This is a genomic window from Corallococcus sp. M7 (genome assembly GCF_054512695.1).
This window is the reverse complement of the sequence record NZ_CM137252.1, coordinates 159,391-185,413: the sequence shown is the minus strand read 5'-3', so window position 1 is coordinate 185,413 and position 26,023 is coordinate 159,391. Positions and strand designations below refer to the sequence as shown.

General features: G+C 70.9%; 19 protein-coding genes. 12 read left to right on the top strand and 7 right to left on the bottom strand.

Translation table 11 applies throughout. From position 1 onward, the window contains the following. The first annotated feature begins 26 nt into the window (after nt 1–26). From ACX114_RS00790 to ACX114_RS00755, 8 genes are all read left to right on the top strand, one after another. Nucleotides 27–623, top strand: a complete 597-nt coding sequence (locus ACX114_RS00790; RefSeq protein WP_459293704.1) for a hypothetical protein — start codon at nt 27–29, stop codon at nt 621–623. A gap of 32 nt (nt 624–655) precedes the next feature. Beyond that, nucleotides 656–1,195: a hypothetical protein gene (locus ACX114_RS00785; RefSeq protein WP_459293702.1), complete on the top strand. Its 540-nt coding sequence runs from the start codon at nt 656–658 to the stop codon at nt 1,193–1,195. 314 nt (nt 1,196–1,509) lie between these two features. Beyond that, nucleotides 1,510–3,132 carry a TolC family protein gene (locus ACX114_RS00780; protein ID WP_459293700.1) on the top strand — a complete coding sequence of 541 codons (1,623 nt, stop codon included), beginning with the start codon at nt 1,510–1,512 and terminating at the stop codon, nt 3,130–3,132. After that, complete coding sequence (locus ACX114_RS00775; protein WP_459293698.1) at nt 3,120–4,328, top strand: efflux RND transporter periplasmic adaptor subunit; 1,209 nt, start codon at nt 3,120–3,122, stop codon at nt 4,326–4,328. The genes ACX114_RS00780 and ACX114_RS00775 overlap by 13 nt, the downstream gene beginning before the upstream one ends. Before the next feature lie 9 nt (nt 4,329–4,337). Then, nucleotides 4,338–7,535 (top strand): efflux RND transporter permease subunit, encoded by a 3,198-nt coding sequence (locus ACX114_RS00770; protein WP_459293696.1) that lies wholly within the window; start codon nt 4,338–4,340, stop codon nt 7,533–7,535. A gap of 206 nt (nt 7,536–7,741) precedes the next feature. After that, the gene (locus tag ACX114_RS00765) at nt 7,742–9,469 is read left to right on the top strand and encodes a cyclic nucleotide-binding and patatin-like phospholipase domain-containing protein (RefSeq protein WP_459293694.1); all 1,728 of its coding nucleotides are present in this window, start codon (nt 7,742–7,744) and stop codon (nt 9,467–9,469) included. 62 nt (nt 9,470–9,531) lie between these two features. Further along, nucleotides 9,532–10,500: a 3-oxoacyl-ACP synthase III family protein gene (locus ACX114_RS00760; protein ID WP_459300024.1), complete on the top strand. Its 969-nt coding sequence runs from the start codon at nt 9,532–9,534 to the stop codon at nt 10,498–10,500. After that, a complete protein-coding gene (locus tag ACX114_RS00755; protein ID WP_459293692.1) occupies nt 10,497–11,249 on the top strand; it encodes a lysophospholipid acyltransferase family protein in 753 nt (250 codons plus the stop codon). The genes ACX114_RS00760 and ACX114_RS00755 overlap by 4 nt, the downstream gene beginning before the upstream one ends. On the opposite strand, the gene ACX114_RS00750 is transcribed toward ACX114_RS00755, so the two are convergent. Continuing rightward, the gene (locus ACX114_RS00750) at nt 11,231–11,779 is read right to left on the bottom strand and encodes a DUF2378 family protein (protein WP_459293690.1); all 549 of its coding nucleotides are present in this window, start codon (nt 11,777–11,779) and stop codon (nt 11,231–11,233) included. The genes ACX114_RS00755 and ACX114_RS00750 overlap by 19 nt on opposite strands. A gap of 221 nt (nt 11,780–12,000) precedes the next feature. Between ACX114_RS00750 and ACX114_RS00745 the strand changes: the two genes are divergently transcribed. Further along, nucleotides 12,001–14,268 carry a hypothetical protein gene (locus tag ACX114_RS00745; RefSeq protein WP_459293688.1) on the top strand — a complete coding sequence of 756 codons (2,268 nt, stop codon included), beginning with the start codon at nt 12,001–12,003 and terminating at the stop codon, nt 14,266–14,268. Between the two features lie 14 nt (nt 14,269–14,282). On the opposite strand, the gene ACX114_RS00740 is transcribed toward ACX114_RS00745, so the two are convergent. Next, on the bottom strand, nt 14,283–14,825 hold the full coding sequence (locus tag ACX114_RS00740; protein ID WP_459293686.1) for a DUF2378 family protein: 543 nt from the start codon (nt 14,823–14,825) through the stop codon (nt 14,283–14,285). Between the two features lie 168 nt (nt 14,826–14,993). Between ACX114_RS00740 and ACX114_RS00735 the strand changes: the two genes are divergently transcribed. Both ACX114_RS00735 and ACX114_RS00730 read left to right on the top strand, forming a co-directional pair. Next, nucleotides 14,994–15,731 carry a 3-keto-5-aminohexanoate cleavage protein gene (locus ACX114_RS00735; RefSeq protein ID WP_459293684.1) on the top strand — a complete coding sequence of 246 codons (738 nt, stop codon included), beginning with the start codon at nt 14,994–14,996 and terminating at the stop codon, nt 15,729–15,731. A gap of 55 nt (nt 15,732–15,786) precedes the next feature. Then, nucleotides 15,787–16,620: an SDR family NAD(P)-dependent oxidoreductase gene (locus ACX114_RS00730; RefSeq protein WP_459293682.1), complete on the top strand. Its 834-nt coding sequence runs from the start codon at nt 15,787–15,789 to the stop codon at nt 16,618–16,620. Here ACX114_RS00730 and ACX114_RS00725 read toward each other — a convergent pair. Together ACX114_RS00725 and ACX114_RS00720 are read right to left on the bottom strand one after the other, a co-directional pair. Further along, nucleotides 16,610–17,473: a methyltransferase domain-containing protein gene (locus ACX114_RS00725; RefSeq protein ID WP_459293680.1), complete on the bottom strand. Its 864-nt coding sequence runs from the start codon at nt 17,471–17,473 to the stop codon at nt 16,610–16,612. The genes ACX114_RS00730 and ACX114_RS00725 overlap by 11 nt on opposite strands. 7 nt (nt 17,474–17,480) lie before the next feature. Continuing rightward, nucleotides 17,481–20,960, bottom strand: coding sequence for a protein kinase domain-containing protein (locus tag ACX114_RS00720; RefSeq protein ID WP_459293678.1), 3,480 nt, complete (start codon nt 20,958–20,960; stop codon nt 17,481–17,483). Between the two features lie 260 nt (nt 20,961–21,220). Between ACX114_RS00720 and gor the strand changes: the two genes are divergently transcribed. After that, nucleotides 21,221–22,651, top strand: coding sequence for a glutathione-disulfide reductase (gene gor, locus ACX114_RS00715; protein WP_459293676.1), 1,431 nt, complete (start codon nt 21,221–21,223; stop codon nt 22,649–22,651). Here the strand turns inward: gor and ACX114_RS00710 are convergent, their stop codons facing one another. From ACX114_RS00710 to ACX114_RS00700, 3 genes are all read right to left on the bottom strand, one after another. Next, nucleotides 22,652–23,122 carry an NUDIX hydrolase gene (locus ACX114_RS00710; RefSeq protein ID WP_459293674.1) on the bottom strand — a complete coding sequence of 157 codons (471 nt, stop codon included), beginning with the start codon at nt 23,120–23,122 and terminating at the stop codon, nt 22,652–22,654. Next, on the bottom strand, nt 23,119–24,519 hold the full coding sequence (locus tag ACX114_RS00705) for a DUF2380 domain-containing protein (protein WP_459293672.1): 1,401 nt from the start codon (nt 24,517–24,519) through the stop codon (nt 23,119–23,121). The genes ACX114_RS00710 and ACX114_RS00705 overlap by 4 nt, the downstream gene beginning before the upstream one ends. Nucleotides 24,520–24,661: 142 nt before the next feature. Next, the gene (locus ACX114_RS00700) at nt 24,662–25,981 is read right to left on the bottom strand and encodes a hypothetical protein (RefSeq protein ID WP_459293670.1); all 1,320 of its coding nucleotides are present in this window, start codon (nt 25,979–25,981) and stop codon (nt 24,662–24,664) included. Nucleotides 25,982–26,023: the final 42 nt, after the last annotated feature.

Here is a 26,023-nt window from a genome sequence, read left to right as displayed (position 1 = left end):
ACATTCCCGAGCACATCCCAGGCCCGATGCCAGGTTTCGGGCCCTTCGACACGTACTCGGATGCGCTCATCTCCGCCTGCTCGATGATGCTGAAGCAGCCGCATGCCACGGCGGGACGAAAGTCGGACGTGAACTTCCGGCTCAGGTGGGACCTGTCGCAGGAGTACTGCGCATGGGTCTACTACACGCCCGACGAGCGATTCGAGATGAGCATGATGTCCGTGACGACGATCCAGGACTCGCGTGGCAAACGGAGCTGCCGCCTGCCGCCCAAGGTGGACGACGCCCGCTATCCTCCCGAGAGCCTGGGTTACGTGTATCTGCTCCACACGCATCCCTACGAAGGCGAGCTCACGGAGCAGGACATCCGCTACATCGTCGCCATGGGACTGGAGCATGGCTGGGAGGTGAAGACGAAAGCGGGGATGCTGCGGCTGTCTCTCGTGGCCTTCTTCTCGGCATCGAGCGACCCCGCGAATCCCACCTGCGATGGCTTCTTCCAGTACACGCCCACCACCGGTGACCTGTCGAAGTGGACCCAGGAGCGGAATCAATGGCGCCACAAGTCCATTGGCAGCGTGAAGTGGATCGACGCGCAGCACTACCGGGTCGACCGCCATTAGGCGCGGAGTCGGCGCATTCACGAAGAGGGCTCATGGCGACAAAGCGCATCTTGCTTCCCGCAGCGTTGCTCCTGGCGGGCTGCCTGCGGTCGTCCACGCCAACGCGTGATGCCTGGACGAACGACGCGTCCATCGAGTTTCCCCGCTTCTTCGAGCAGCCCGCCGTGGAAGCAGGCGCGGATGGCGGAATGGTCGAGTTGAGCGGCAGTGTCCTGCGCGCGCTCGAAGTCGCCGCCGCTGACTTCCTGGGCCCACAAGATGCCAACACTCCGTGCGTCGACCGGCGCGAGTCACACCGGTACAGGGTCATTCAGCGGCAAGGCATCCTCTTCATCCGGATCGATGAGGATCCCCGGGCCTGCGGCCTGACCGTCCCCGCGCTGCATTCGGGCGCGCAGTACGCGGTCGGCAGCGATGGCCGGATCCTCCGCCGCCTTCGGGATGGCGAGCCGGATGAATCGCTGGCGCCGACGGATGCAGGGCCCGGCATCCTGGTTCCTACGTCAGAAGTCGGCCGGTCCTTCGAGCCACCCGATGGCTCCGTGCCCCTGCCGTTCCTTCAGGGCCCCTGACCAGGCAGTCATGACGGCCGTGGCCTGCTGAACGCCCGCCCTCCCTTGAAGACAGACGCCTGCTCGGCGGTCGCGACGCACGTTGGCTCTTCCCTTTCCCCAGCCAGCGTCAGGACGCGCCATGTCTCCACGAGCCCCTCCAGCCTCCCTGCCCTTGCTTCCGTAAGGGCAATCCCGGACTTCCAGCCCCTGGCCGGAGGCCTGTTCATCGACTGCTGAGCACTTCCTCGCCCTGCTGTGTTGTCCATTGGAGCGCCGGGGGGCGCGACCTGTGGCCGGGGGCTGGCATCGCCCCTACCTGGGGAGCACCCCTTATGAACGCGCTCGTGTTCGCAGCCCTGCTGGTTCCCGCCGGAGTTCCCGGCGAGGCGCCAGCGCCCCACGGCTCCGGACCCCTCCGTCCCGTCCTCGCGCAATACACCGCGCCTCCACAGCGCGCTCCACCCGCGCCTCCGCCTCCCTCGCCTTCCGTCGCGCCGCCGGCCGCGTCCTCGCAAGCGCCCGCCGCTCCCGCGCCCAACGCTCCGGCTCCGAACACACCCCGCGCTCCCGCTCCGCCCCAGCCCGGCCGCGCCAGCACGCCCGCGGCCCAGAACCCGGACGACGTCCCCGAAGTGCCACCGCCGTTCCAGGCGAACGTGTCGGATCCGCTGCTCACACCCGCGCCTCCCGCGCCCCAGCAGATCCAGTCCTGGAACGAAGCGCTCACGCTCCTGCGCCAGCGCTCCACCGACCTCCAGGCCGTCCTGGGCCAGGTGGAGGTCGCCGCGGGCACGTGGCGCATCGCGCTCGCCAACCTGCTGCCCTCCGTCTCCGGCACCCTGTCCGTCCAATACAACGTCCTCAACCCGTCGGTCCCCGCGGTCGGTGGCGGCATCGGCGGCGGCGTGGGCGGTGGCGTGGGCGGCGCCGCGGGCTTCACGCCCACGGAGCTGCTGGGCATCGGCGTGCTCAACGCCAACGTGCCCGTCGTGGACCTGGCCAGCCTCTACGCCCTGGGCAGCGCCAAGGAGTCGCGCCGCACCGCCGCCCTGTCGCTCGCGGAGACGCGCCGGCAGCTCACCCGGGGCCTCGCGCAGGCGCTCGTCTCCGTGTCCTCCAACGAGCGCCTGGCGGAGGTCAACCGCGTCAACCTGCGCACCGCGCTGGAGCGGCTGGCCCTCGCGCAGCGCCGCTTCGAGCTGGGCGCCGGCACCCGCCTGGACGTCGTCCGCGTGGAGCAGGACGCCCAGACCGCCCGCCGCAACGTCGTCACCGGCGACGAGAACCTGCGCCAGGCGCGCGAGGCGCTGGGCCTCGCCCTTGGCACCCCGTCCGCCGTGGGAATCAAGCCGGGCCTGGAGCTCACCACCCTCTTCGAGGGCGCGAGGGCCGCCTGCCGCACGCTGGAGTCGCTGGAGAACCGCCCGGACATCGCCGCCGCGAAGTCGCGCCAGGTGGTGGCCGAGCGCGCCATCGGCGAGGTGTATCGCCAGTACGCGCCCACCCTGGACGTCACCAGCACCACCACCGCGCTCACCGTCAACCCGGGCTTCGCGGAGGTCCCCATCTGGAACGTCGGCGCCAGCCTGGTGCTGCCCTTCTGGGACGGCGGCGCGCGCGAGGGCCGCCTGCGCCAGGCCCGCGGCCAGTTGGAGCAGGCCCGCGCGGATTACACCGACCGGGAGCGCAACGTCGTCATCGAGGTCACGCAGGCGAAGCGCGCCGTGCAGGTGACCCAGGCGACGCGCGACCTGGCGGACCGCGAGCGGAAACTCGCGGAGGAGAATGACCGGCTCACCCGCCGCAGCTTCGAGGTGGGCACCGGAACGAGCCTCGAGCTGGTGGACGCGGCCGGGGCCCTGCGGCAGGCGGAACTGGAGCTCGTCATCCGCGACTTCCAGTTCCGCCAGGCCCAGGTGGATGCATTCCTGTCGGAGGCGGCATGCGATTGGTGAGGGGCGGTTGGGGCGCGTGGGGACTCGTCCTCGCGCTGACGGCGGGCGGGTGCAGTGGCGGCAAGGACCCCGGCCAGGCCGCGCCCGGAGGCGGCCCCCAGTCGGGCCAGCAGAGCCAGGGCGGCGGCAAGCCCACGCCCGTGCAGGTGATGGCGGTGAAGCCCGGCCCGGTGCGCGACACGAGCGAGTACGTGGGCACGCTCATCTCCCGCAGCAGCATCACCGTCGTCCCGCAGGTCGCCGGCTACATCCAGAAGATTCCCGTCCGCCAGGGCCAGACGGTGAAGGCGGGCCAGGTGCTGCTCGTGGTGGATCCACGCCAGGAGCAGGCCTCCCTGCGCGCCACCCAGGCCCAGAAGGCCTCCGCCGTCGCCAACCGCGAGTTCGCGCGCAGGACGCGCGAGCGCAGCGCGCAGCTCCTCAAGGAAGGGCTCGTCAGCCGCCAGGACTACGAACAGGCCGTGGCCCAGGCGGCGCAATCCGAAGCCCAGGCCCAGGCCGCGGAGGCACAAATCCAGAACCAGCAGGTGCAGCTGGGCTTCTTCAACGTGAGCGCCCCCTTCGACGGCGTCGTGGGCGACATCCCGGTGAAGCTGGGCGACTATGTGACGCCGCAAACGGCGCTCACCATCCTGGACCAGAGCCGCGCGCTGGAGCTGTCCGTGCAGGTGCCGGTGGACCAGGCGGCGCGGGTGAAGATTGGCGAGACGCCGCTGGAGATCCTCAACGAGGACGGCGAGCCCATCGTCCGCGCGCCCGCCTTCTTCGTCGCCACCACCCCCAATCCCAACACGCAGCTGGTGGAGGTGCAGGCCGCCTTCGACAACACCGTGGGCCTGCGGGCCGGCCAGTTGGTGCGCGCGCAGCTCGTCTACGACGTGCGCGACGCCTTGAAGATGCCCACCACCGCGGTGACGCGGCAGGGCAGCCAGTCCTTCGCCATGGTGGTGGGCGAAGGCGACGCCGGCACCGTGGTGAAGCGCCAGCCCGTGACGCTGGGGCTGGTGGAGGGCAACGACTACGAGGTGCTCAAGGGCCTGGACGCGGGCACCCAGGTCATCATCAGCGGGGTGCAGCAGCTGCGGGACGGCATGCCCATCCAGCCGAAGCCCGCGCCGCGGGCGAAGGGCCAGACCGAAGGCATGCCCCTCCCCCCTGCCCAGGGCATGGGCGGCGGCGCGGACGCGGGTCGGTAGGGGGCTGCCATGTTCACCGACTTCTTCATCAAGCGCCCCGTCTTCTCCAGCGTGCTGTCCATCCTCATCACGCTGGTGGGCGCCATCTCCATTCCCAGCCTCCCCATCGAGCAGTACCCGGAGCTGGCGCTGCCGCAGGTGCAGATCACGGCCACGTACACCGGCGCGTCCGCGGAGACGGTGGAGAGCGCCGTCACCACCGTGCTGGAGCGCCAGCTCAACGGCATGGAGGGCATGCGCTACATGTCCTCCACCAGCACCAACGACGGCCAGTCCACCATCACCGCGACGTTCGACCCGTCGCGCGACGTGGACCTGGCCGCGGTGGACGTGCAGAACCGCGTGGCCACCGCCACGCCGCAGCTGCCCTCGCAGGTGAACGCGCTGGGCGTCACCGTGCGCAAGGCGCAGACGCAGCTGCTCGTCTCCTTCGGCGTCTATGACAAGGAGAAGCGCTACGACACGGAGTTCATCAGCAACTACGCGGACGTCTACATCCGCGACGCGCTCCTGCGCGTGAAGGGCGTGGGCGACGTGCGCATCTTCGGCGAGCGCCGCTTCGCCATGCGCCTGTGGCTGGACCCCACGGAGCTGGCCCGCCGCAACCTCACCGCGCAGGACGTGCTCAACGCGCTCCAGGAGCAGAACGTCCAGGTGGGCGCGGGCAAGGTGGGCCAGGCCCCGTCCTCCAAGGAGCAGGCGTATCAGCTGTCCCTCCAGGTGAAGGGCCAGCTGACGTCCCCGGAAGAGTTCGGCGCCATCGTCATCCAGCGCGGCGCGGACGGCGCCCTGGTGCGCATCCGCGACGTGGGCGACGTGAAGCTGGGCGCGGAGAACTACCAGCAGCTCCTGCGCTTCAACGGCCAGGACGCGGTGGGCCTGGGCATCACGCAGCTGCCCGGCTCCAACGCGCTGGACGTGCGCGAGGGCGTGGAGGCGGAGCTCCAGCGGCTGTCCGCCAACTTCCCGCCGGGCCTCACGTATCAGGTGGCCTTCGACACCACGGCCGCGGTGAGCGCCTCCATCGAGGAGGTGCTCAAGGCGCTGGGCGAGGCCATCCTCCTGGTCGTCCTGGTCATCTTCATCTTCCTGCACGGCTGGCGCAGCGTGCTGGTGGCGGTGACGACGCTGCCGGTGTCGCTGGTCGGCACGTTCATGTTCGTCAACGCGTTCGGCTTCTCGCTCAACACGCTGACCCTCTTCGGCCTGACGCTGGCCACGGGCCTGGTGGTGGATGACGCCATCGTGGTCATCGAGAACGTGGAGCGCGTCATCGAGCACGAGAAGGTGGACGCGAAGGAGGCCACCCACCGGGGCATGCAGCAGGTGGCCGGCGTGGTGGTGGCCACCGCGCTGGTGCTCTCCGCGGTGTTCATCCCGGTGTCCTTCTTCCCCGGCACCACGGGCGCCATCTACCGCCAGTTCGCGCTCACCATCGCGTTCTCCATCAGCCTCTCCGCGCTCGTCGCGCTCACCCTGTCCCCCGCGCTGTGCGCGCGCCTCTTGCGCCCCAACGAGGGCCAGAAGTTCGTCCTGGCGCGCAAGTTCGACCAGGGCATGGACGCGCTCCGGCGCGGCTACGGGAAGCTCCTGCGCCTGATGCTGGGCAAGATACGGTGGGTCGTCGTGGGCATCTTCGCGGTGTTCCTCGTGGCCACGGGCCTGCTCTACCGGGCCACGCCCACGGGCTTCATCCCGGACGAGGACCAGGGCTACCTCATCGTCGCGGTGCAGGGCCCGGAGGGCACGTCGCTGGAATACACGCGCAACGTCCTCATCCAGGTGGAGGGCATCATCAAGCAGCAGGAGGAGGTGACGCAGATCTTCACCGTGGGCGGCTTCTCGCTGCTGGGCACGGGCGCCAACTACGGCTCGCTCTTCATCAACCTGAAGCCCTGGGAGGAGCGCAAGGCGAAGGAGTCCAGCGTCGCGGGCCTGGTGGAGCGCCTGCGCCCCCAACTGTCCCAGGTGGGCGGCGCGCGCGTGCTGCCCCTGCAACCGCCCGCCATCCGCGGCGTGGGCAGCGTGGGCGGCTTCGAGTTCGTGCTGGAGGACCAGCAGGGCGGCCGCACGCTGGAGGAATTGGCGCAGGCCACGCAGGCGCTGGTGGGCAAGGCGAGCCAGGAGCAGCAGCTGCGCGGCGTGTTCTCCGCGTTCACCGCGGGCTCGCCGCAGCTCAACATCGACGTGGACCGGGAGAAGGCCAAGGCCATGGGCGTGCCCCTGTCCTCGCTGTTCTCCACGCTCCAGGTGTACCTGGGCAGCCAGTACGTGAACGACTTCACCTTCTCCAACCGCGTCTACCGCGTGTTCGTGCAGGCCGCGACGCCCTTCCGGGACAACCCGAAGGACATCGGCAGCCTCTACGTGCGCTCGGACACCGGGGCCATGGTGCCGCTGGAGGCGCTGGTGAAGGTGACGCCCATGACGACGGCGCCCAACATCACCCACTACAACCTCTTCCGCTCCGCGAACATCAACGGCCAGGGCGCCCCCGGCATCTCCACCGGCCAGGCCCTCACCGCCATGGAGGAGGTGGCGAAGCAGGCCCTGCCGCCGGGCTTCTCCTTCGAGTGGACGGGCCTGTCCCAGGAGCAGAAGAGCGCGGGCAACACCGTGCTCATCATCTTCGCGCTGGGCATCGTGTTCGTGTTCCTGGTGCTGGCCGCGCAGTACGAGAGCTTCGCCCTGCCCTTCGTCGTCATGCTCGCGGTGCCCGTCGCGATGATGGGCGCGCTGCTCTTGCAGAACCTGCGCGGGCTGGTGAACGACGTGTTCTGTCAGGTGGGGCTGGTGATGCTGGTGGGCCTCGCGTCGAAGAACGCCATCCTCATCGTGGAGTTCGGCGAGCAGCTGCGCGCGCAGGGTCAGGGCGTGGTGGAGTCCGCCATCAACGCGGCGGAGACGCGCCTGCGGCCCATCCTGATGACGTCCTTCGCGTTCCTCTTCGGCGTGGTGCCGCTGATGCTGGCCACCGGCGCGGGCGCGTCCGCGCGCAAGTCGCTGGGCACGGCCGTCTTCGGCGGCATGCTCTTCTCCACCTTCGTGAACCTCATCTTCATCCCGGTGCTCTACGCGCTGGTGGAAGGCGCGCGCACGAAGCTCCTGAAGGACCGCAAGCACGGCAATTCGCCAAGCGGACCCCAGAATCCGCCGCCGCCGTCCATCCCTCCCGAGGGGGAGCCGCCGCGACCCCAGCCGGCGTAAACGCGTCGCGAAGGACCCGCACGGAGCGGGCAGGCACTCCGGCGCGCTACCCCGCGCCGGAGCGTCCTGGTTATCCTTGAGCGACGCATGCCTTCTCCTCTGACTGTCGATGAGCGGCGTCGGTGGCTGTACACGTTGAAGCAAGCCCCCGTGCTGCGCCACGCGCGTGCGTCCGCCCTGCTCCGTCTGCTGGAGCGGGCCGGCCGGTGGAGCCCCAGCCGGGCGAGGGCATCTGCCGCGAGGGCGAGCCGGTGGACGGCATCTACCTTCTGCGCTCGGGCGAGTGGCGGGTGACGACGGGCGGGACGGTGCTCCTGCACCTGCGCTCGGGGATGTCGCTGGGCGTGGAGGCGCTCGCGCGCGGCACGTGGCCCGTCACGGTGACGGCGGCGTCCGCGTCGCAGGCCCTCTTCCTTCCTCGCGAGGAGCTGGAGTCGGTGGCGGTGGTGCCCCGCCCCGGAAGCGCTGGAGGGAACGCGGCGCCGCGGCTGGACGTGGTGACGTTCCGCGTGCAGCAGGGGCTGGAGCTGCCCCCCGCGATGCTGTCCGTGCTGGTGGAGCTGGTGGCGAAGGTGATGGTCCACGACTTCGGGGACCGGGTGCTGCTCGTGCGCCCGGGGACGAAGCGCATGGAGGGCGCGGTGCGCGGAGCCGACCGCGTGTTCCGCCGCACGGTGACGCCGGGAGCGCCCCTTCTCCCCGAGGGTGAGGACTTCGACTGCGTGCTGGTGGATGGCGTGCCGGTGCCGGAGTCGCTGACGCCGCGCGAGGTGCGGCTCGTTCCGCCGGGAGGAGAGGCGGACAGCGTGGGGACGCCGGTGCTGCCCACCGTGCTGCTGTCGCCGTGGCGGCCGCAGGGCAGCCCGACCCTGCGGGGGCGCTCGCTGCCGGACGAGGACGGCTGGGACGAGGACGCGCCGCCACCCGGGTGCCGGCTGCGGCTGGATTGGGAGCGGCTGGTGGTGCGGCCCGGGGACTCGCGGCCGTTGGCGGCGTTGGGGCTGGACGCGGGGACGCGGGACGCGCTGTCGCGGTGGGCGCGCGCCATCACCGGCCGGCGCGTGGGACTGGCGCTCAGCGGCGGCGGCGTGTGGGGCTTCTACCACGTGCACCTGTTGCGGAGGCTGGCGGCGCTGGACGTGCCGGTGGACTTCCTCAGCAGCGCGAGCATGGGCTCGCTGGTGGGCGCGTACTACTGCGGCACCGCGCGCGATGGGCGTGAAGGCCTGGATGGCCTGCGCCGGCTCCAGCACCGGGCGCGGGGCGGGCACCTGTCCGCCGCGGCGCTGTCCTCGGTGGTGACGACACAGGCCATGGAGTGGCTGGTGCGCGGCGACCTGGGGGACCTGGCGTTGGAGGAGCTGCCGATGGGCTTCCTGCCGGTGACGACGGACCTGACCACGGGCCGCTGCGTGGTGCTGGAGAAGGGGCCGCTGGCGCTGGCGGTGCGCGCGAGCGGCTCGGCGCCGGGAGTGTGGGCGCCCACGCTCCAGCCGCCCGCGCGCTACGTGGACGGGGCCTTCACCAGCATGGTGCCGGTGGACGTGCTGCTCCACGCGGGCGCGGACCTGGTCTTCTCCAGCAACATCTTCCCCGCGGGCCATCATCACGCCGCGCGGCCACTGTTGCCCGGAGCGGTGGGGCTGTTCCTCTCCGCGCTCAACCCGGTGGCGCGGGCCAAGGACCTGTTGGCCAGCGGAGTCCTGCTCCTGCACCGCAACGGAGACCTGGAGTCCGCGAGAGGAGACCTCCGCTACGACGTGGGCACGCGCGAGCATCCGTTGCTCGGCTCCATGCGCTTCACCCACGTGGATCAGGTATTGGACGAAGCCGCGCGAGACATGGGCCTGGAGCAGAAGCTCCTGGAGCTCAAGCAGGCCTGGGAGGCACTGCGAGGGCGCCGGAACGCAGCCGGTGGCCGGAGGGCCGCGTGAGTCCCACGGGCCTGGACGGCGCCGCGCGGATGCCGGAACACGGCCAGCGGAAGGAGGGCCGCGTGATTCCCGTCCGCATCCTCGGCACCGCGAGCGTGCTGCCCGGTCCGGCCGTGACGACGGCGGAGGTCTGCGCGCGCGTGGGCCGCGACGCGGCGGAGGTCGAACGCAAGACGGGCATCCGTACGCGGCACTTCGCTCCGGCGGGGACGCGCGCCGCGGACCTGGGAGCCCAGGCCCTGCGGGGCGCGCTGGAGGCGGCGGGGCTTCCGGCGACGGCGCTCCGGCGGATCCTGTTCGTGTCGTCCATGGGCGGGGACGTCACCACGCCGGCCAACGGCAGCCGGGTGGCGGCGGCGCTGGGGCTGTCCGGCACTTGCGATGCGATGGACGTGGGCAACGCGTGCATGGGCTTCCTGAGCGCGTTCGACCTGGCGGCGCGCTCGGTGGCGACGGGCCTGGGGCCTGTCGGCGTGGTGTCCGTGGAGCTGCTGTCGCGCACCACGCGGCCGGAAGACCCGCGTCCCTACCTGGTGCTCGGTGACGCGGCGGCGGCGGTGGTGCTGGGCGAGGCACGGCCCGGCGAAGGCGTGCTGGGGGCTGCGTTCGGCAACGACGGCACGCTGCCGCCGGACGTCGTGCTGGAGAACCCGCACCAGACGGGACAGCGCGAGGGCATGCGCTTCCTCACCCCATCGCGCGACATGACGCGCGTGGCGCTGGGAGCGCTGAAGCGCGCGGCGTCGGAGGTGCTCCAGGGCGCGGGGCTGACGGTGGCGGACGTGGAGTGGGTGCTCACGCACCAGCCGAACGGGAGCATGCTCGCGGCCATCCTCCAGGCATTGGAGGTGCCGGAGCAGAAGAGCGTCACGGTGGTGGACACGGTGGGCAGCGTGGGCTCCGCGTCGCTGGGCACGGGGCTGGACCGGCTGTGGCGCACGCGGCCGGTGAAGCCGGGAGACCGCGTGTTGATGGTGGGCGTGGGCGCGGGAGTGGCGCACGGCGCGGTGCTGTACCGGGTGGGCGGGTGACACTCACCGCGTCAGCGGCCCGGGCCGCGTGGCTGACGACCTTCCGCCTGCTCCAGCGCTACCACCGCTACGAGGTGGTGAACCTGGAGCCGCTGCTCCGCCCCGGAGCGAAGCTGCTGGTGGGCTACCACGGCCGGCCCCTGGCGGTGGACCTGTGCATGCTGACGGTGACGCTGCACGACCATCTGGGCTACCTGCCACACGGCATCGCGCACGGCGCGTTCGACCGCATCCCGGGCATGCGACAGGTGGCGGACGGACTGGGCTTCGTCACCGGGGACGGGCCACTGCTGGCCGAAGCGGTGAAGAAGGGCGAACACGTCCTCGTGCAGCCCGGAGGCACACGCGAGGGCTGCCGCGACTTCCGGCACCGCTACCGCGTGGACTGGGGAGAACGGCTGGGCTACCTGCGGTTGGCCGTGCGCTACGGCCTGCCCATCATCCCCATCGCGGGCCACGGCATGGACGACGCCTACGTGGGCCTCAACGACGGCTACGCGTGGGGCAAGCGCGTGGGGATGCCCGGAAGGCTGCCGCTATGGCTGGGCGTAGGCGCCACGGGCCTGTGGCCCCTGTCCCTCCCCTTCCCGGTGAAGATGACCCAATGGGTTGGAAATCCCCTGACAACCCACCTGACCCCGGGCTTCGACGCGGCGGACCGGGAGGCCCTGCTCACGGTGCACCGCGAGGTGACGGGCGCGGTGCAGGGACTGCTGGACGCGGCGCGGGACTACCAGCGCACGCGGTAGATGGCGGCGCGGCCCTGGCGGGACTCGACCACGGTGGTCAGGCCCTTCACCCCCGTGGTCAGCGTCCCGTGGTGACAGATGGAGCCGATGAACTCCGGGTAGGTCCCGCCCTCGTTCACCTTGATGCGGTAGTCCGTGTCCGCCAGCCGCTCCACCTCCACGTGCAGGAAGTTGCTGCCGGAGGCCAGGTTGCGCGACGTGCGCTCCAGGGCGCGCGCGGGGCCCAGGAGCTTCAGCACCGTCTGCAGCGCGCGGCCCATGTTCGTCTCGAAGTAGCCCGCGACGAAGCGCTCACCCAGCAGCCACTGCGCCTCGTTCATGGACACGTTCGGGAACAGCTCCGTCGCGCCAATCTGCAGGAGCCTCTGCCAGATGGCGTTGGGATACGCGGGCTCCAGCTTCCGGTCCAGGTCCAGCCCGGCTTCCTTCAGCTTCGCGCGCAGCGGACTGGGGCCTTCCAGCCGGCCCTTCAAGGCCAACAACAGTCCTTCGACCGTATGGCCGAAGACGATCTCCGACGGGTTCGACACGAGGGGCTCCTCCGCCACGGCTCGGGGGATGACGTGGCTTGGGTGCCCCCTGGTTAGACCGGATACCGACTTGTGAACAACCCCTACATCCTCGGGGTGATGACGATTTCACGCCAAGGACAGTCTCACCTCCCTGTCGTCAGAAGCGTCCAGGCAGGCCCCACGGCAATGATTGCTCACCTGTCCCTGAGACGGGGGCATTCCACGGTGGGGGGAGCATCATGAGCTGGAGCATCCAGATTCCGGCGGTGAACACGCTCAAGCTCGCGCTGGGCAACGCCGCGCACGAACAGGCGCTGGGCCACGCGGAGCTGAACGGAAACAAGGCCATCCCCATCCAGGGAGGCCAGGTGGCCCTGACGGGCACACTCAAGGTCCCCGTCGAGCTCTTCAACGACCGGAACGACAAGGATGCGTACGGCATCATCGGCGTGCCCCCGAAGGTGCTGGACGGCTCCTCCGTGGAGCCCCTCTTCTCCCCGGACGGGGCCGCGTGCTGGCTGAAGTACGCGGCGGAGCTGAGCGCGGAGGCCAACGGCCAGGGGAACTTCCCCTTCGTCGAGTTGAGCGGCGGTGGATCACTCCAGGTGAAGGTGGCGGACTACCGGCGCCACGCCGCCACCCAGACGCTGGAGGCAGCGCTGGGTTCGGACGCGAAGTCCCTGCGCCTGCCCTTCGTGCTGGGGGATGTGCAGGCGCTCCAGCCCGGTGACGCCCTGTCGTTCCAGACCTGCGTGGCGCTGAAGGCCGGGGTGAAGGTGTCCTGGTCCGCCATCAGCACGTCCCTGGTGGCGGCGCTCGCGAAGCGGCTGGCCGGGCAGCTGGTGTTCGAGCTGAAGGCGCAAGCCGGCGCGTCCATCGGCGGCACCGTGTCGCTCCAGGACGAGTTCCGCATCGTCTTCTCCCGGCCCAAGGACGGCGGAGCGTTCCGCGTGTCGGTCCGCAAGGCCACCTCGGACGCCGCGGCGGTCCACGTGTCCGCGGGCGTGTCGCTGGAGTACTCGTCGCCGCTGCTCGCCTCCATCCTGAGCGCCGTGGACGCCAAGGTGCAGGACGCCTTGAAGATCGTGGAGGGCATGGAGCAGGGCTCGCTCCAACCCGCGCTCCTCCAGGTCGCCGCCGCGCTGCTGAAGCAACTGGGGTTCCTCAAGTCGGTGGAGCCCACGCTCGCGGCGGTGACGGCCGCGTATGAGGAACTGAAGGACTTCGTGGAGAGCGTGGTGAGCGGCTCGCTCAAGGCCGGCTTCGAATACGAATACGCGCGCAGCACCGAGGACGCGACGCTCCTGGAGCTGGAGGTGCCCGTGGAGGAGCTGGCGGGCACGCACGGCGCGTTCGTCTCCGGCGACCTGGCCTCCATCCAGCGCCGGGTGAATGACGCCTGGCTGCGGCGCTACTTCCACATGAGGTCCGTGGAGTCCCAGCGCGTGTGGGGCCTGGGCCTGGGCTGGCGCGACGTGAACTTCGCCTCGCAGGAGGACCGGCGGAAGCTCAAGGCCGTGGTCCAGCACGCGTCCCGCGACCACCGGCAGGGCCCGCGCCGCTACGCGTTCCTGGGGGCGCGCAGCTACACGAGCTCGGGGGTGCTGTACGGGAAGACCTCCCGCTGGGGGCTCGACTTCAGCGCCCAGATGCCGCGCTTCAGCCTCACGCCCAGCGCGGACGAATTCGAGTACTCCTTCTTCGCCCAGAGCCAGGTGGAGGACGGCCTGTCCAAGGAGCTCATCCAACGCGCGGTGGACGGGGCCATCGTCTGGGGCGCGGTCCGTCCGGAGGACGCGCCAGCGCTGGTGGACCGGCTCTTCCGCGCGGCGCCCGCCGGCACGAAGACCGAAACACGGCTGGACCTGCGCGTGGACAACCCCAGCTTCCGGCGGCTGCTGGCGAAGCTGGGCTCCGAACCCGCCTTCGAACGCAACGCCTTCGCACGCGCCCTGGCGCGCGCCCTGCCCCGGGCCAACCAGCCCGTGCGCACCCAACTCCAGCGCCGGGAGGAGCTCTACATGCCCCTCTGGGACGCGTACCTCAAGGACGGGGCGAAGGACTGGACGCTCGACCGGGCGAAGGCGAGCGTGGCCTGGCACCTGAAGACGCAGGCGGGAGCGGACGGCTTCGTCGCGTCGCACTGGGAGCAGACCGGCGGCACGGGCACGTTCGCGGACGTGCTCGTGCAGTCCTCGCGCTACGGAGGCGACATCGGGGGCCGGCCGTACGGGAAGGTGTACGTGTTCTGGAAGGACCTGCTCGACAAGCTCATCGCGCTGAACAAGGCCATCCATTCGGAGGCCGTCATCGCGGAGAACGACTCGACCTCCGCCGTGCAGCAGGTGTTCACGGCCCTGGATGACCTGGCGTGCGACGACTTCCGCGTCACCGCGTTCGTCGCGTGGATGGATCAGCTCGCCGTCCGGTGGAAGCTGGGGTCGGGCATCCAGCGCCTGCTCCAGGTGCGCGTGGGAGACCAGGAGTTCGTCGTCTCCCACGGCTGAGGCAAGGGGGCCCGCTACCAGCGCATCCGGTACGTCGCGGCGGGCCCCTCGCGGCCCTCGACCACGGTGGTGAGCCCCTTCACGCCGGTGGTCAGCGTGCCGAAGTGGCACAGGGCCCCGATGAACTCCGGGTGGATGCCGCCTTCGTTCACCCGGAGCCGGTAGTCGGTGGCGGCCAGGCGCTCCACGTCCACCTGCAGGTAGTTGTTGCCGGAGGCCATGTTGCGCGTGGTGCGCTCCAGCGTGCGCGCGGGGCCCAGGAACTTCAGCACGCCTTGCAGCGCGCGGCCGATGCGGGTGGAGAAGTAGGCCGTGACGAAGCGCTGGCCCAGGTACCAGTGCGCCTGCGCGACGGAGTGGTGGGGGAAGAGCACCTGCGCGCCCAAAAGCAGCATCTGGTGCCACTGGTCCCGGGGATAGGCGGGCGCCAGCTTCTGGTCCAGGTCCAGCCCCACGGCCTTCAATCGCGTCCGGAGCGGGCCTTCCAGATGCCCGTCCAGGGTCACCAGCAGGCCTTCGACGGTGTGGCCGAACACGACCTTTTCCGGGGGACGCACGATGGGAAGCTCCTTCTCCACGGCGCTGGGGATGCGTCCTTCTTCGGTAAACCCGGACGGACCCGGGAACAACCCACCCATCCCTTCGTGCAGCGGGATTTCCACCAGCGGACGAAGCAACTTCACGAAGCCCGTGGACCCGGGGCCATCCGTGGCTTCATCCCGCGCATGTTGCTCAAGGTCTGCCTCAACGGAGCCCGCGCGGCCGCGGATCATCCCCGGCTGCCCGTCACCCCCGAAGCGCTCGCGAGGGACGCCGCCGCCTGCCACGCCGCCGGTGCGGGAGCGTTCCACGTGCATCCGCGCGCGGCGCACGGCGGCGAGTCCCTGGACGCGGCGGACATCGGCGCGACGGTGTCCGCCATCCGCCACGCCTGTCCGGGCGTGCCCGTGGGCGTCAGCACCGGCGCGTGGATGGTCCCGGACGTGAAGGCCCGCCACGCGCGTGTCGCCCGTTGGAAGGCGCTGTCCGCCGACACCCGGCCCGACTTCGCCTCCGTCAACCTGTCCGAGCCCGGCTGGGAATCCATCGCGGACGCGCTGCTCGACGCGGGCATCGGCGTGGAGGCGGGGGTGTGGTTCCCGGAGGACGTGCCCCGGCTGACCGCGTGGCCCCGGGCTTCGAATTGCCTGCGCATCCTCGTGGAGACGCAGTCGTCCCAACCGGAGGCCGCGTGCCGGGAGGCGCGGACGCTGGTGGAGCTGCTGCGCGCCACGGGGCTTGCGCGTCCCCTGCTCGTCCACGGCTCGGAAGGAGGCGCGTGGGCCGTGCTCGACCACGCCGTGCGTCAGGGCTTCGACACGCGCATCGGGCTGGAGGACACGCTCACGCTGCGGGATGGACGCCGCGCGGAGGACAACGCCGCGCTGGTGGCCGAGGCCGTTCGGACCCTCCGCGGCCAGTGAGTCTTTGCGTGATCTCCCAGCCCCGCCGCGTCGGGGTTCCTATGATGGAAGCACCATGCACGAGCCTCCAGCAGCAGGCGGACCCTCTCCGGCGTGGGCGCTCATCCTCGGCGCCTCTTCCGGGTCGGGCGCGGCCATCGCGGAGGCCGTCGCGCGCAAGCCGGGGCTGAACGTCTTCGGCGTGCACCGGGGCCGCTATCCGGACACCGCGCGTGAGCTGGAGGCCCGCGTGCGCGACGCGGGCCGGGACGTGCACCTGCGCCAGGCGGATGCCTCCACGCCCGAGGCCGCCGAGGCCGGCGCGGACGAGCTGCTCCAGCGCGCGGGGCCTCGCAGCGTGAAGCTGTTCGTGCACGCCATCGCCGGTGCGTCCGTGGGGCGCTTCCTCTCCGAGGGCCCGGACCGGCTGCACCCGCGCCGCATCCAGCGCACGTTCGACTGCATGGCGCACTCGTTCGTGTACTGGACGCAGGCGCTGGTGCAACGCGACCTGCTGGCCCCGGACGCGCGCCTGCTGGGGCTGCAGAACCCGCTGGATGAGACGCACCTGGGCAACACCGGGCTCATCAGCGCCGCCAAGGCCTCGCTGGAGATGTACGTGCGCCACCTGGCCATGGAGCTGGGCCCGAAGGGCCACCGCGTCAACCTGCTCAAGTTCGGCACGGTGATGACGCCCGCGCTGCGGCACGTCTACTCGCCGGAGGCGCTGGCCCACCTGGAGGCGCGCCACGCGGCCATGACCCCCGCGGGGCGCATGGCCACGCTGGACGAGGTGGCCCGCTTCGTCACCGTGCTCGTGGGGGATGACGCCGCGTGGTTCAACGGCGCCACCATCGACTTCACGGGCGGCATGACGCTGAAGCTGCTGGACCTGGTGCTCAACCCGTGACGGCCGGAACGCGGAACGTGAGGCAGTAGTAGAACGGTGACACCTGTTCCTCGATGACGTCTTCGGCGTTGCGCGGCAGCAGGTCGCGAGGGCTCTTCGCCTCGCGCGTGTAGAACGTGAGGGCGCGGAAGGCGGCGCGCTGGAACAGCGACGGACGGAAGGCCGCGTCCAGTTGCTCGTCCACCACCACCAGCGGCGTGCCGGGCCGGGCCACGCGCGCCATCTCCCGCAGCGCCACCGCGGGCTGGCGGTAGCTCCCAATCCCGCCGACGTGGAAGACGCGGTCGAACAGGCCGTCCTTGAACGGGAGCGAGTGCGCGTCCGCCACCAGCAGCCGCGTGTCCTTCACACCGCGGCCCTTGCGCAGCCGTTTCTCGCACTGCGCCAGCATGCCGGTGCTCAGGTCCAGGCCCCAGACCTCCACGGGCAGGCCCGGCGGCAGCGCGCCCCGGATGCGCGGCAGGTTCGCGCCCGCGCCCACGCCCACCTCCAGCACGCGCACGGGCTGTCCGTCGTCGCGAGGCTTCAGCGCGCCCAGTTCCAGCCTGCGCATGTACCCGTCGCGCATCCGCGACTCGGAGACGGACTGGAACAGCGGCGTCAGCACCGTGGTCAGCGGGTCGTGCAGCGCGGGCAGCCCGTCGTAGATGTGGCGCATCAGGCGGTCCGTGCCCTGGACGCGGTCCTCGCGGTACAGCCGGGCGAGCCCGTCCTCCACCTTCCACGTCTCGCCGCAGCCGCCGCAGAGCAGACGTCCCTCGTCCAGCCGGTCGTCCTCGCTCTGCCCGTGCCACACCAACTGGCCCCGGCAGTCCGGGCATGCCAGCAACGCCACATCCCGCAGCCACATCATCGCTTCGTCACCCTGCCGTCCCCTGTTCGGCCAGGGTCCGCGCCAGGTCCTCGCGCGCCCCCAGCCGGGTGAAGTCCTCCGCTGCCCGCTTGAGCAACTCCGCGCGCTCCGCGTCGCCCGAGGGCAGGTGCCGCGCCCACTCCAGCCGCGCGCGCGCCGCCTCGTAGGGCATGCCCCGCGCGCCCGACTCCGCGATGCAGCGCTTCCACGCGCGGAAGGCCTTGCGGGGCTTGCCCGCGAGCCACGCCTCGCAGCCGCGCCACAGCCACGCGGCGGGCTCACCGAAGGGGAACACCTTCGCGAAGCGCTCCACTTCTTGGAGCGCGGCCCGCGCGCTGTGCGTGAGCGCCTGCAAGCCGGGCCCGGGCGTCTCGCGCGCCCACAGCGTGAGCAGCACCTCCGCCACCGCCGTCGCGCCGAAGTAGACGAAGTGCGCCACCGGCTTGCCCGCGGACAGCTGCACCAGCGCCTTCTCCGCCGCCGCGCGCGCGCCCGCCGCGTCGCCCTCGCGCAGGCACAGGAGCGCCAGCGTGCCGTCCGTGATGATGCGGTCGGTGGCGCCGCCATGCGCGTCCGTCCACGCGAGCGCCGGCTCCAGCGCCACGCGGGCCCGGGCGTGCTCCCCCAGCCGCAGCAACATGTGGGCGCGGTAGTGCTGGGCCCAGTGCTGCGTCTGCGCCGAGCCCCGGCGCACCGCGGACGCCTCCAGCCAGTCCATCAGCGGCAGGCCCCGCGAGAACTGGCCCCGGTACATGGCGGACACGGTGAGCAGCGCGCGGCACTCCTCCGCCAGCCGCAGGTCCCCCACCGAGTCCACGATGGCCGTCGCCCGAGCGAGCCACGTCTCCACGTCCTGCCAGCGCGCCTGGTACACCGCGCACACCGCGTTGCGGTTGAGCACGTAGGCCAGGTCCGCCGGGCGGCCCACGCTCTCGGCCACCTCCTGCGCCCGCTTCACCCACGCGTCCGCCACGCGGTGCACCGGCACCGTGCCCGCCACCACCGCCATCACCGTGTAGCCGCGCGCCAGCTCCGGCGTGGGCCCCGCGGGCTCGCACAGGTTGAGCATGCGCAGGCCGCTCCAGAGCACCGGCAGCGCCTCCTGCGCGTAGATGAACGCGTCGGTGAGCCGCATCAGCAGCCGGCCCGCCACCCGCCGCGACTCCCGGCGCCGCCGGGAGTCATCCACGTACGCATCCGGCCGTGCGCTCTGCGCCAGCCGGGCCAGCGCCTGCGTCAGCGTGCCCAGCACCCACGCCACGCGCGACGAGGGCACGCGCCAGCCGAAGTGCGCGAGCGCCGACTCCGCGTGCGCGCGGAAGGCCTCCAGGTCTCCCAGTTGGAACTGCGCCTCCGCGAGCAGCGCCTCCACGCGGCCCCGCTCCAGCGGCGTGGCCTGGGGCGCGACGGCCAGCGCCCGCGAGAGCAGCGGCAGCGCTTCGCGGCACGCCCCCACCGCCAGCGCCTCCTCGCCCGCGATCCGCGCGTGATGCGACTCACGGGCCGCGTCCCCGGCCTGCCCCCAGTGGTACGACAGCGCGGCGGCATGCCCCAAGGGATGCGCCGCCTCCAGCGCCAGGGCCGCGCGCCGGTGGAGCACGGGGCGGATCGCCGGGGACAGGTCCTCCAGCAACCGCTCACGCAGCTTGTCGTGCGCGAAGCGCCAGCGGCCGTCGGCCACGTCCAGCACCGCCGCCGCCGCGCAGTCGGTGAGCCACGCCTCCACGTCCACGCCGGGCGCGGCCCGCTCCAGCACCGCCAGGTCCAGCTCCCGGCCCAGGAGCGCCGCCACGTCCAGCAGCTCCCGCGCGTCCCGAGGCACCTTCTCCAGCCGGCGCTGCACCAGCGCGCGCATCCCGCCCGCCCACACGCGCTGGGGCAGCGCGACGGCGCCCAGCCGGTCCAGGCCGCCCGCGTCCTCCGCCAGCGCGCGCACCACCTCCACCAGCAGGAACGGGTTGCCCTCCGACTCGCGGCGCAAGAGTTCCACCACGTCGGGCCGGCGGCCGATGGCGCCCAGCATGGACTCACCCAGTTGGGCGATCTCCTCCGCGTTCAGCCGCTGCAACCGCAGCACGCGCGTGCCGGGTAGGCGCTCTGGCAGCTGCGGGGACTCGTCGTCGCGGAAGCTCACGAGCAAGAGCAGCGGCAGCCCCGGCGCCCGGGCCGCGAGCTGCGCGAGGAGCTGGAGCGATTCGGCGTGCGATTGGTGCAGGTCCTCCAGGATGACCACGGTGGGCTGCGACAGGCGGGCAAAGAGGTCCTCCACCGTCTGGTGCAGGCGCAGCTGCGCCATGTCCGCGTCCAGCTCCGGCGCGGCGGGCACCTCGCGGCCCAGCAGCGCCTCCATGTCCGGCACCAGCGGCCGGAGCACGCGCGCCTCGCGGTCGGAGAGCTCCGTGAGCATGGGCAGCCAGCGCAGCACCGCGCGCCACTCCTGATAGGGCACGCCGCCGGTGTCCACCGCCTGGCCGCGCAGCACCATCGCGCCACGCACCAGCGCCAGCGAGCGCACCTCCTCCAGGAGGCGCGACTTGCCCACGCCGCTCTCGCCGCCGATGAGCCACGCGCTGCCCTGGCCCGCGAGCGCCGCGTCGAGCACGTCCGTCAGGTGCTCGCGCTCCGCCACGCGGCCCACGAAGCGCGCGGACTGGAGGAAGCTCTCGCGCGTGGCGGCGGACTCCGCGGGCCGGGGCTGGCCCACGGCGTCGCTCAGCGCGGTGATGACGGCCTCCGCGTCGCGCGGCCGGCGGTGCGCTTCGGGCGCCACCAGTTGCTCCAGCAGCGCCTTGAGCGCGGGCGGGAAGCCCGGCGTCGCGAACACCTGGCCCGCGTGGGGCAGCCGGCCGAAGAACATCTGGCACGCCATGGCGCCGAAGCCGAACAGGTCGGTCAGCTCGGACGGGGGCTGGTCCTCGAAGAGCTCCGGGGCCAGGTAGCCGGGGGTGCCCGCGGGCTGCGCGCGGCGGCCCTGCTGGTCGCGGCCCACGGCCAGGCCGAAGTCGAGCACCTTCACCTGGCCGCGCACCACCAGCACGTTCCCGGGCTTCAGGTCGCGGTGGATGATGCCGCGCCGGTGCAGGTACGCGAGCGCCTGGAGCGTCTGGATGAGCAGCCCCACCTGCACCGCCAGGGGCGCGTCCGTGCCGGCCTCCACCAGCGTGCGCGCGTCCTCCAGCAGGTCCATGGCCAGGTAGGGCCGGCCCTCCGAGTCGAAGCCGTAGTCCAGCACGCGGATGACGTGCGGGTGGCGCAGCGACACCAGCGTCTGGAACTCATGGGCCAGCGACAGCGCCATACCCTGCGTGGCGAAGGCGGAAGGGGTGCCCCGGCCGGGACGCCGCGCCAGGTCCGCCACCGTCTTGTGCAGCCGCTTGAGGGCCACCGGTCCGGACAGTCCGTCCTGCGCGCGCCACACGGTGCCCGCGCCCCCGCGACCCAGCAGGTCGAGGATGCGGTACCTGCGCCCGACGACTTCGGGATCCATGCCCGGAGACGTGTCGGCATCCAGGGCATCCGCCCTGGGGGAGGTCTGACAGGAGGGGGGGTGAGACATGAGGGGGAGCCGCCCTTACGCGCGGGTAAGGATATCCCCCCTTCTCGTGCGAGAGGGGGATTGAATGTATCGGGGGCAGCCGAAGCAGGAGGCGCTTCGGACCCTGGGGAGCAGCCCGGCGGGCGGGGCCCGGCAGGGTTCCTTCCCTCTGGAGCGCTGAAACATCACTTTTGACGCAGGGAGGACACCGGATGGCGGGCTACGACTTCGACTTGTTCACAGTGGGCGCGGGGTCGGGCGGCGTGGCGGCCAGCCGGCGAGCGGGGGCCTCCGGCGCGAAGGTGGCCATCTGCGAGGAGGGGCGCGTGGGCGGCACGTGCGTGCTGCGCGGGTGCGTGCCCAAGAAGCTGCTCGTGTACGCGGCGCACTACCGCTACGACTTCGAGGACGCGGCCGGCTACGGCTGGACGGCGAACGGCCCCGCGCTGGACTGGAAGAAGCTCCAGGCGGTGAAGGCGAAGGAGCTGGACCGGCTGACGGGCATCTACGGGCGGCTCCTGCGCGACGCGGGCGTGACGCTGGTGGAGGGCCGGGGCCGGGTGGTGGACGCGCACACGGTGGAGGTCTCGGGCAAGCGCTACACGGCGGAGCGCATCCTGGTGGCCACGGGCGGGAGGCCCTACCTGCCGGAGGTGACGGGCATCGAGCACGCGCTCACGTCCGAGCAGGCGCTGGAGTTGCCCGCGCTGCCGCGCCGGGTGGCGGTGGTGGGAGGCGGCTACATCGGCGTGGAGTTCGCGGGCATCTTCGCGGCGCTGGGCGCGAAGGTGACGATGCTGATTCGCGGCGACACGGTGCTGCGAGGCTTCGACAACGACATCCGCGCGGCGCTGACGCAGGAGATGCGCAAGAAGGGCGTGGACATCCGCCCGGAGACCTTCGTGCAGGACATCGAGAAGCGCGAGGACGGCACGCTCAGCCTGCTGACGCGCATGGGGGACACGCTGGAGGTGGACGCGGTGCTGTACTCCACCGGCCGCGTGCCCAACACGCAGGGCCTGGGCCTGGAGGAGGCGGGGGTGAAGCTGAACGAACGCGGCGCCGTGGTGGTGGACGCGCAGTCGCGCTCCTCGGTGGAGAGCATCTACGCGGTGGGGGACGTGACGGACCGGCTGAACCTCACGCCAGTGGCCATCGCGGAGGGGCGCGCGATGGTGGAGACGCTGTACCGGAACAACCCGGTGACGATGGACCACGAGAACGTCCCGTCCGCCGTGTTCAGTCAGCCGCCGGTGGGCACGGTGGGGCTCACGGAGCGAGAGGCCATCGAGCGGTACGGCAAGGTGGACGTCTACGTCTCCAGCTTCCGCCCCATGAAGCACACGCTGACGGGCCGGGATGAGCGGTCGATGATGAAGGTGGTGGTGGAGCGAGGCACGGAGCGGGTGCTGGGCTTCCACATGGTGGGAGCGGACGCACCGGAGATCATCCAGGGGCTCGCGGTGGCGCTGAAGTGCGGCGTGACGAAGAAGCAGCTCGACGCCACGGTGGGCATCCACCCCACGGCGGCGGAGGAGTTCGTCACCCTGCGAGACAAGCGCCCGGATCCGTCGGAGAGCGCCACGATGTTGGAGCTGGGACGCGAGGTGGTGGCCACGCCGCCGGGGGATACTCGGAAGTAATCACGCTTCGTCGTCGGGGAGGAGCGTGCGGAGCAGTTCGTCGTCAGGGCCCAGCGGGCGCCAGCCCGCTGGGGGCGGATTGGCGCGAAGCGCTGCCATGAGCTGATCGGCACGCTCCAGGTGGGTCTCTGGAATGTGCCCGTACCAGCAGCCGAGTGCCTGGGCGATCTGGAAGCGGTTTTCGTCGTCCATCGTGGGCGGCCAACCGTCAGGAAGCCCTTCGGACAATTCGCGCACGAGCACATCACGAACAAAGCGCGTGACTTGCTTGCGACGCTTCGCTTCGTCGAGCAGCCCTCTCAATACCTGAACCCCTGCGATGTCATCCTTCCCGAGCTCCTCGGCGAGGAGGTACAGCGGGACGGCAGGTCGCGCTTCGGCAAAGGCCGTCACTGAGCTGAACCCACGCTCGCGGACCCGCTCGAACAGCCGAGCCTTCCAATTGCCCTCCCAGGAACGGTCTCCGATCATCTCCTTCTCCCAGGAACGAAGTTCATCGGGAGCTTATGAGTCCTCATGTTCCTTGCGACAATCTGCAGGATCTCATTTCGCGTCAACATCCGTCCTGTCTCGCTCTCAGCCCTGCTGAGTGCCCGCATGATCATCCGGTTCCATTCGCCGGGCCATTCGCGGCCCATCCCCCAGTGACCACCGCCGTGAATCGCTTCGTGGTGGGCCTGCTCCAAGCGAACGCAGAACTGGTCGATGTCCATGTCTCCCTTGAAGCCGCGCTGCTCGAACCATTCACGGTGCTCTTGCGGCAGCACATGATGTTTCGGGGCATCGGACATCCCCGCCCCTGCCCTGCCGGTTTGATGCATCCCGCGCACCTCGGGGCTGTCACCCAGCGCTTCACGCACGCCCTTGGGCAGGTCCCGAGGCGCTTGCGCCATCAGCACCTGGCCACCGTGGATGAGCACAGCCGAGCTGACAGCGGGGACGGAGATGACGCCCGCCCGCACCAGCCTTCGCATCATCTCCACCCACTCGGCGGAGACCACCAGCCGTGAGCCCGTCATGACTCCGCCTGAGCTCATCACGAAGCCCACGCCCAGCGTCGCGGGGGCTGAGGGAGGCAGCCGCGGCAGGGACACCTTCAGCATGGAAATCATCGCGACCATCTCCACCGCCCGCACCGCCGCGACGACCTGCCCACCAAGCTTCATGCTCGCGCGGGTCTCCCGATGGATCGCGTCGAACTCACGGGTCAGCTTCCCCATCAACTCGGGCATCGCCACCGCCGCTGCTTCCACCCGCGCCGGGTCCTGGGATGCAAGGTCCGCCAGCGCGGGATCCATCAACTCCTGCACGCGATACAGGTCGACGAAAAGCTTCTCGACACTGCACGTCGGACAGTTCCGGAGCACCGCGTCCGCGAGCTGGAGGAAGTCCACCCAGGTGGCCAGCAGCAGAGTGCCGAACATGGCCGCCTGGAGCTTCGGCCCCGTCATGCGCAGGAGCCCCTGCTCCATGTCCGCGTCTTCCACCTCCGAAGCCACGCGAGTCAGCCCGGCGGCACTCCCAAGCGAACCCTTCATCCACGTCACCTGACTGGAGCCGTGGTCGAGGTAGCGGGTGAAGACGCCTTTGAGGCTCCATCCCAAGAGAGGCGGAGGACGATTCGACAGCTTGGAAAGCGCGGCCTCAACGCTACCGAGCGAGCCCTTCACATCGGCAATGCCCGCGAGGACCGCATCGCGCGTCAGTGCATCGCTTTCACGTGCGCCCTGGCGATGCACGGGTCGTTGTCGTTGCTCCGCCCCAGAGAAGACGGACGTTCCACCCGGCGCGTAGCCAAAGCTCCGCGCACGCGGCTCGGATGCACATGCCGCGACCACCACAACCAGCACCAGCAACGTCATTCGCATGCGCACCTCTCCAGGACGTCCCTGCAAGGACCACCCCACGACAGGGATGAGCGGAAAGAGCAAGAACCCCACGAGCACCAAGCGGTCGCGCCGCCGCAGGCCATCCCACTATTTCCGATAGCTGGGGGCCGCAGCAGCCCCTTCAGTCCGTCTCGCCCAGCTCGAAAGCCGATGTGCCCGTGTGGTGCTTGCGCATCGTGAGCTGGTGCTCCTCACGGAGCTTGTTCTCGTAGAAGGGCAGGTGCGCATTCGTGCGGAGCTTGCGCAGCGCGCGGATGGTCTCGTGCTCCGTGCTGTTGCTGTAGCGGTGCTTCGTGTGCTCGCGCGCGTACGCCTGGGGCTCCAGCACCATCCGTGTCGGATAGCGGTTCTGCAGGACGTGGATGAGCTCGTGCCCGTAGACGATGAACGCCGGCGCGGGGATGGGATGCTGGGCGCGGGAATAGTTGCGCTGCGTGCTGTCGCGCAGCCCGGAGCGCAGGCTGAGCCGGGAGCCGCGTCCGGAACCCTTTCCCGCGAGCCCTGGCGCCGGTTCGCTCAGCAGATAGTCCTCGCCGTGGCCGTCTTCGTCATACCAACCGAGCTCCACCTCCAGCTCCCCCATGCGCGCGCCCACGGTATCGCGTCGAGTCCTCAGGTCCGCGTAGGGCTTCGACGACGACATCAGACGTTTGCGCAGCTCGCCCCAGCTTTCATTGTCCTGCTGCGCGGCCTCCTCCAGGCGGGTCAGCTCCTGGTCCATCTCCTCGTATTCGGCCTTCAAGCGCTCGAGCTCCTCGGCCGTCGCCGCCAGTCGCAGCTTGTTGACCTCCACCTTCTGCCGGAAGTTGGCGGAGGGCGTGAAGGCCTGGGTGAGCACCAGCGTCACCGGCCACTCCGGCTGTTCCTCCGTGTCCTCGAGGATCCACCGCATCAACTCCCGGCCATGAGGCCGCGACAACAGCCGGGCGTGGATGGCACGCACCTCGCGGTTGCCGCGCGCGTACTCGGGACCGACGGGCAGCCGCACCGCGCCCGTCCCGTTCCGCAGTGCGTCCCAGTCCTCGTCCAATTGGTCGAGTTCGTCGGGGTCCAACGTCGCGCGGTCCGGCGTGTAGAGCTTCAGGTTCTTCGTGTGGACGTAGTCCACCATCTCGATGTGCTTCTCCTGGATCTCCACCAGCAGCCGCATCAACACCAGACGGGACGCCTTCGAACCCGCGAGCCGCTCCTGCTCCAGGTCGCAGAGCAGGTACAGCAGGTGCTCCGCCGCATCGAGCGCCCTCAGCTTCGCGTCCACCCACGTCTGCTTCCCCGTGAAGTAGTACGTCGTCTTTCCCCACCCGCTCCAGTCCGCATGGAACGCATCGAGCGCGGCGCAGAATGGCTGGACGAACTCATCCCGCCGCGACGCGATGGGAGCCAGCGGATGGGCCTCCCGCCTCAGCTGCGCCTGGAACTCCGCCGACGTGCTCAACGCCATGTCCGCTCCCGGTATCTCGACCGGGAAGGACGGTAGCACGCG

Coding starts and splice junctions, on each gene's coding strand:
- ACX114_RS00790 (WP_459293704.1), top strand. CDS start 27: ATGCCAGGTTTCGGGCCCTTCGACACGTACTCGGATGCGCTCATCTCC.
- ACX114_RS00785 (WP_459293702.1), top strand. CDS start 656: ATGGCGACAAAGCGCATCTTGCTTCCCGCAGCGTTGCTCCTGGCGGGC.
- ACX114_RS00780 (WP_459293700.1), top strand. CDS start 1,510: ATGAACGCGCTCGTGTTCGCAGCCCTGCTGGTTCCCGCCGGAGTTCCC.
- ACX114_RS00775 (WP_459293698.1), top strand. CDS start 3,120: ATGCGATTGGTGAGGGGCGGTTGGGGCGCGTGGGGACTCGTCCTCGCG.
- ACX114_RS00770 (WP_459293696.1), top strand. CDS start 4,338: ATGTTCACCGACTTCTTCATCAAGCGCCCCGTCTTCTCCAGCGTGCTG.
- ACX114_RS00745 (WP_459293688.1), top strand. CDS start 12,001: ATGAGCTGGAGCATCCAGATTCCGGCGGTGAACACGCTCAAGCTCGCG.
- ACX114_RS00735 (WP_459293684.1), top strand. CDS start 14,994: ATGTTGCTCAAGGTCTGCCTCAACGGAGCCCGCGCGGCCGCGGATCAT.
- ACX114_RS00730 (WP_459293682.1), top strand. CDS start 15,787: ATGCACGAGCCTCCAGCAGCAGGCGGACCCTCTCCGGCGTGGGCGCTC.
- ACX114_RS00725 (WP_459293680.1), bottom strand. CDS start 17,473: ATGATGTGGCTGCGGGATGTGGCGTTGCTGGCATGCCCGGACTGCCGG.
- ACX114_RS00720 (WP_459293678.1), bottom strand. CDS start 20,960: ATGGATCCCGAAGTCGTCGGGCGCAGGTACCGCATCCTCGACCTGCTG.
- gor (WP_459293676.1), top strand. CDS start 21,221: ATGGCGGGCTACGACTTCGACTTGTTCACAGTGGGCGCGGGGTCGGGC.
- ACX114_RS00710 (WP_459293674.1), bottom strand. CDS start 23,122: ATGATCGGAGACCGTTCCTGGGAGGGCAATTGGAAGGCTCGGCTGTTC.
- ACX114_RS00705 (WP_459293672.1), bottom strand. CDS start 24,519: ATGCGAATGACGTTGCTGGTGCTGGTTGTGGTGGTCGCGGCATGTGCA.
- ACX114_RS00700 (WP_459293670.1), bottom strand. CDS start 25,981: ATGGCGTTGAGCACGTCGGCGGAGTTCCAGGCGCAGCTGAGGCGGGAG.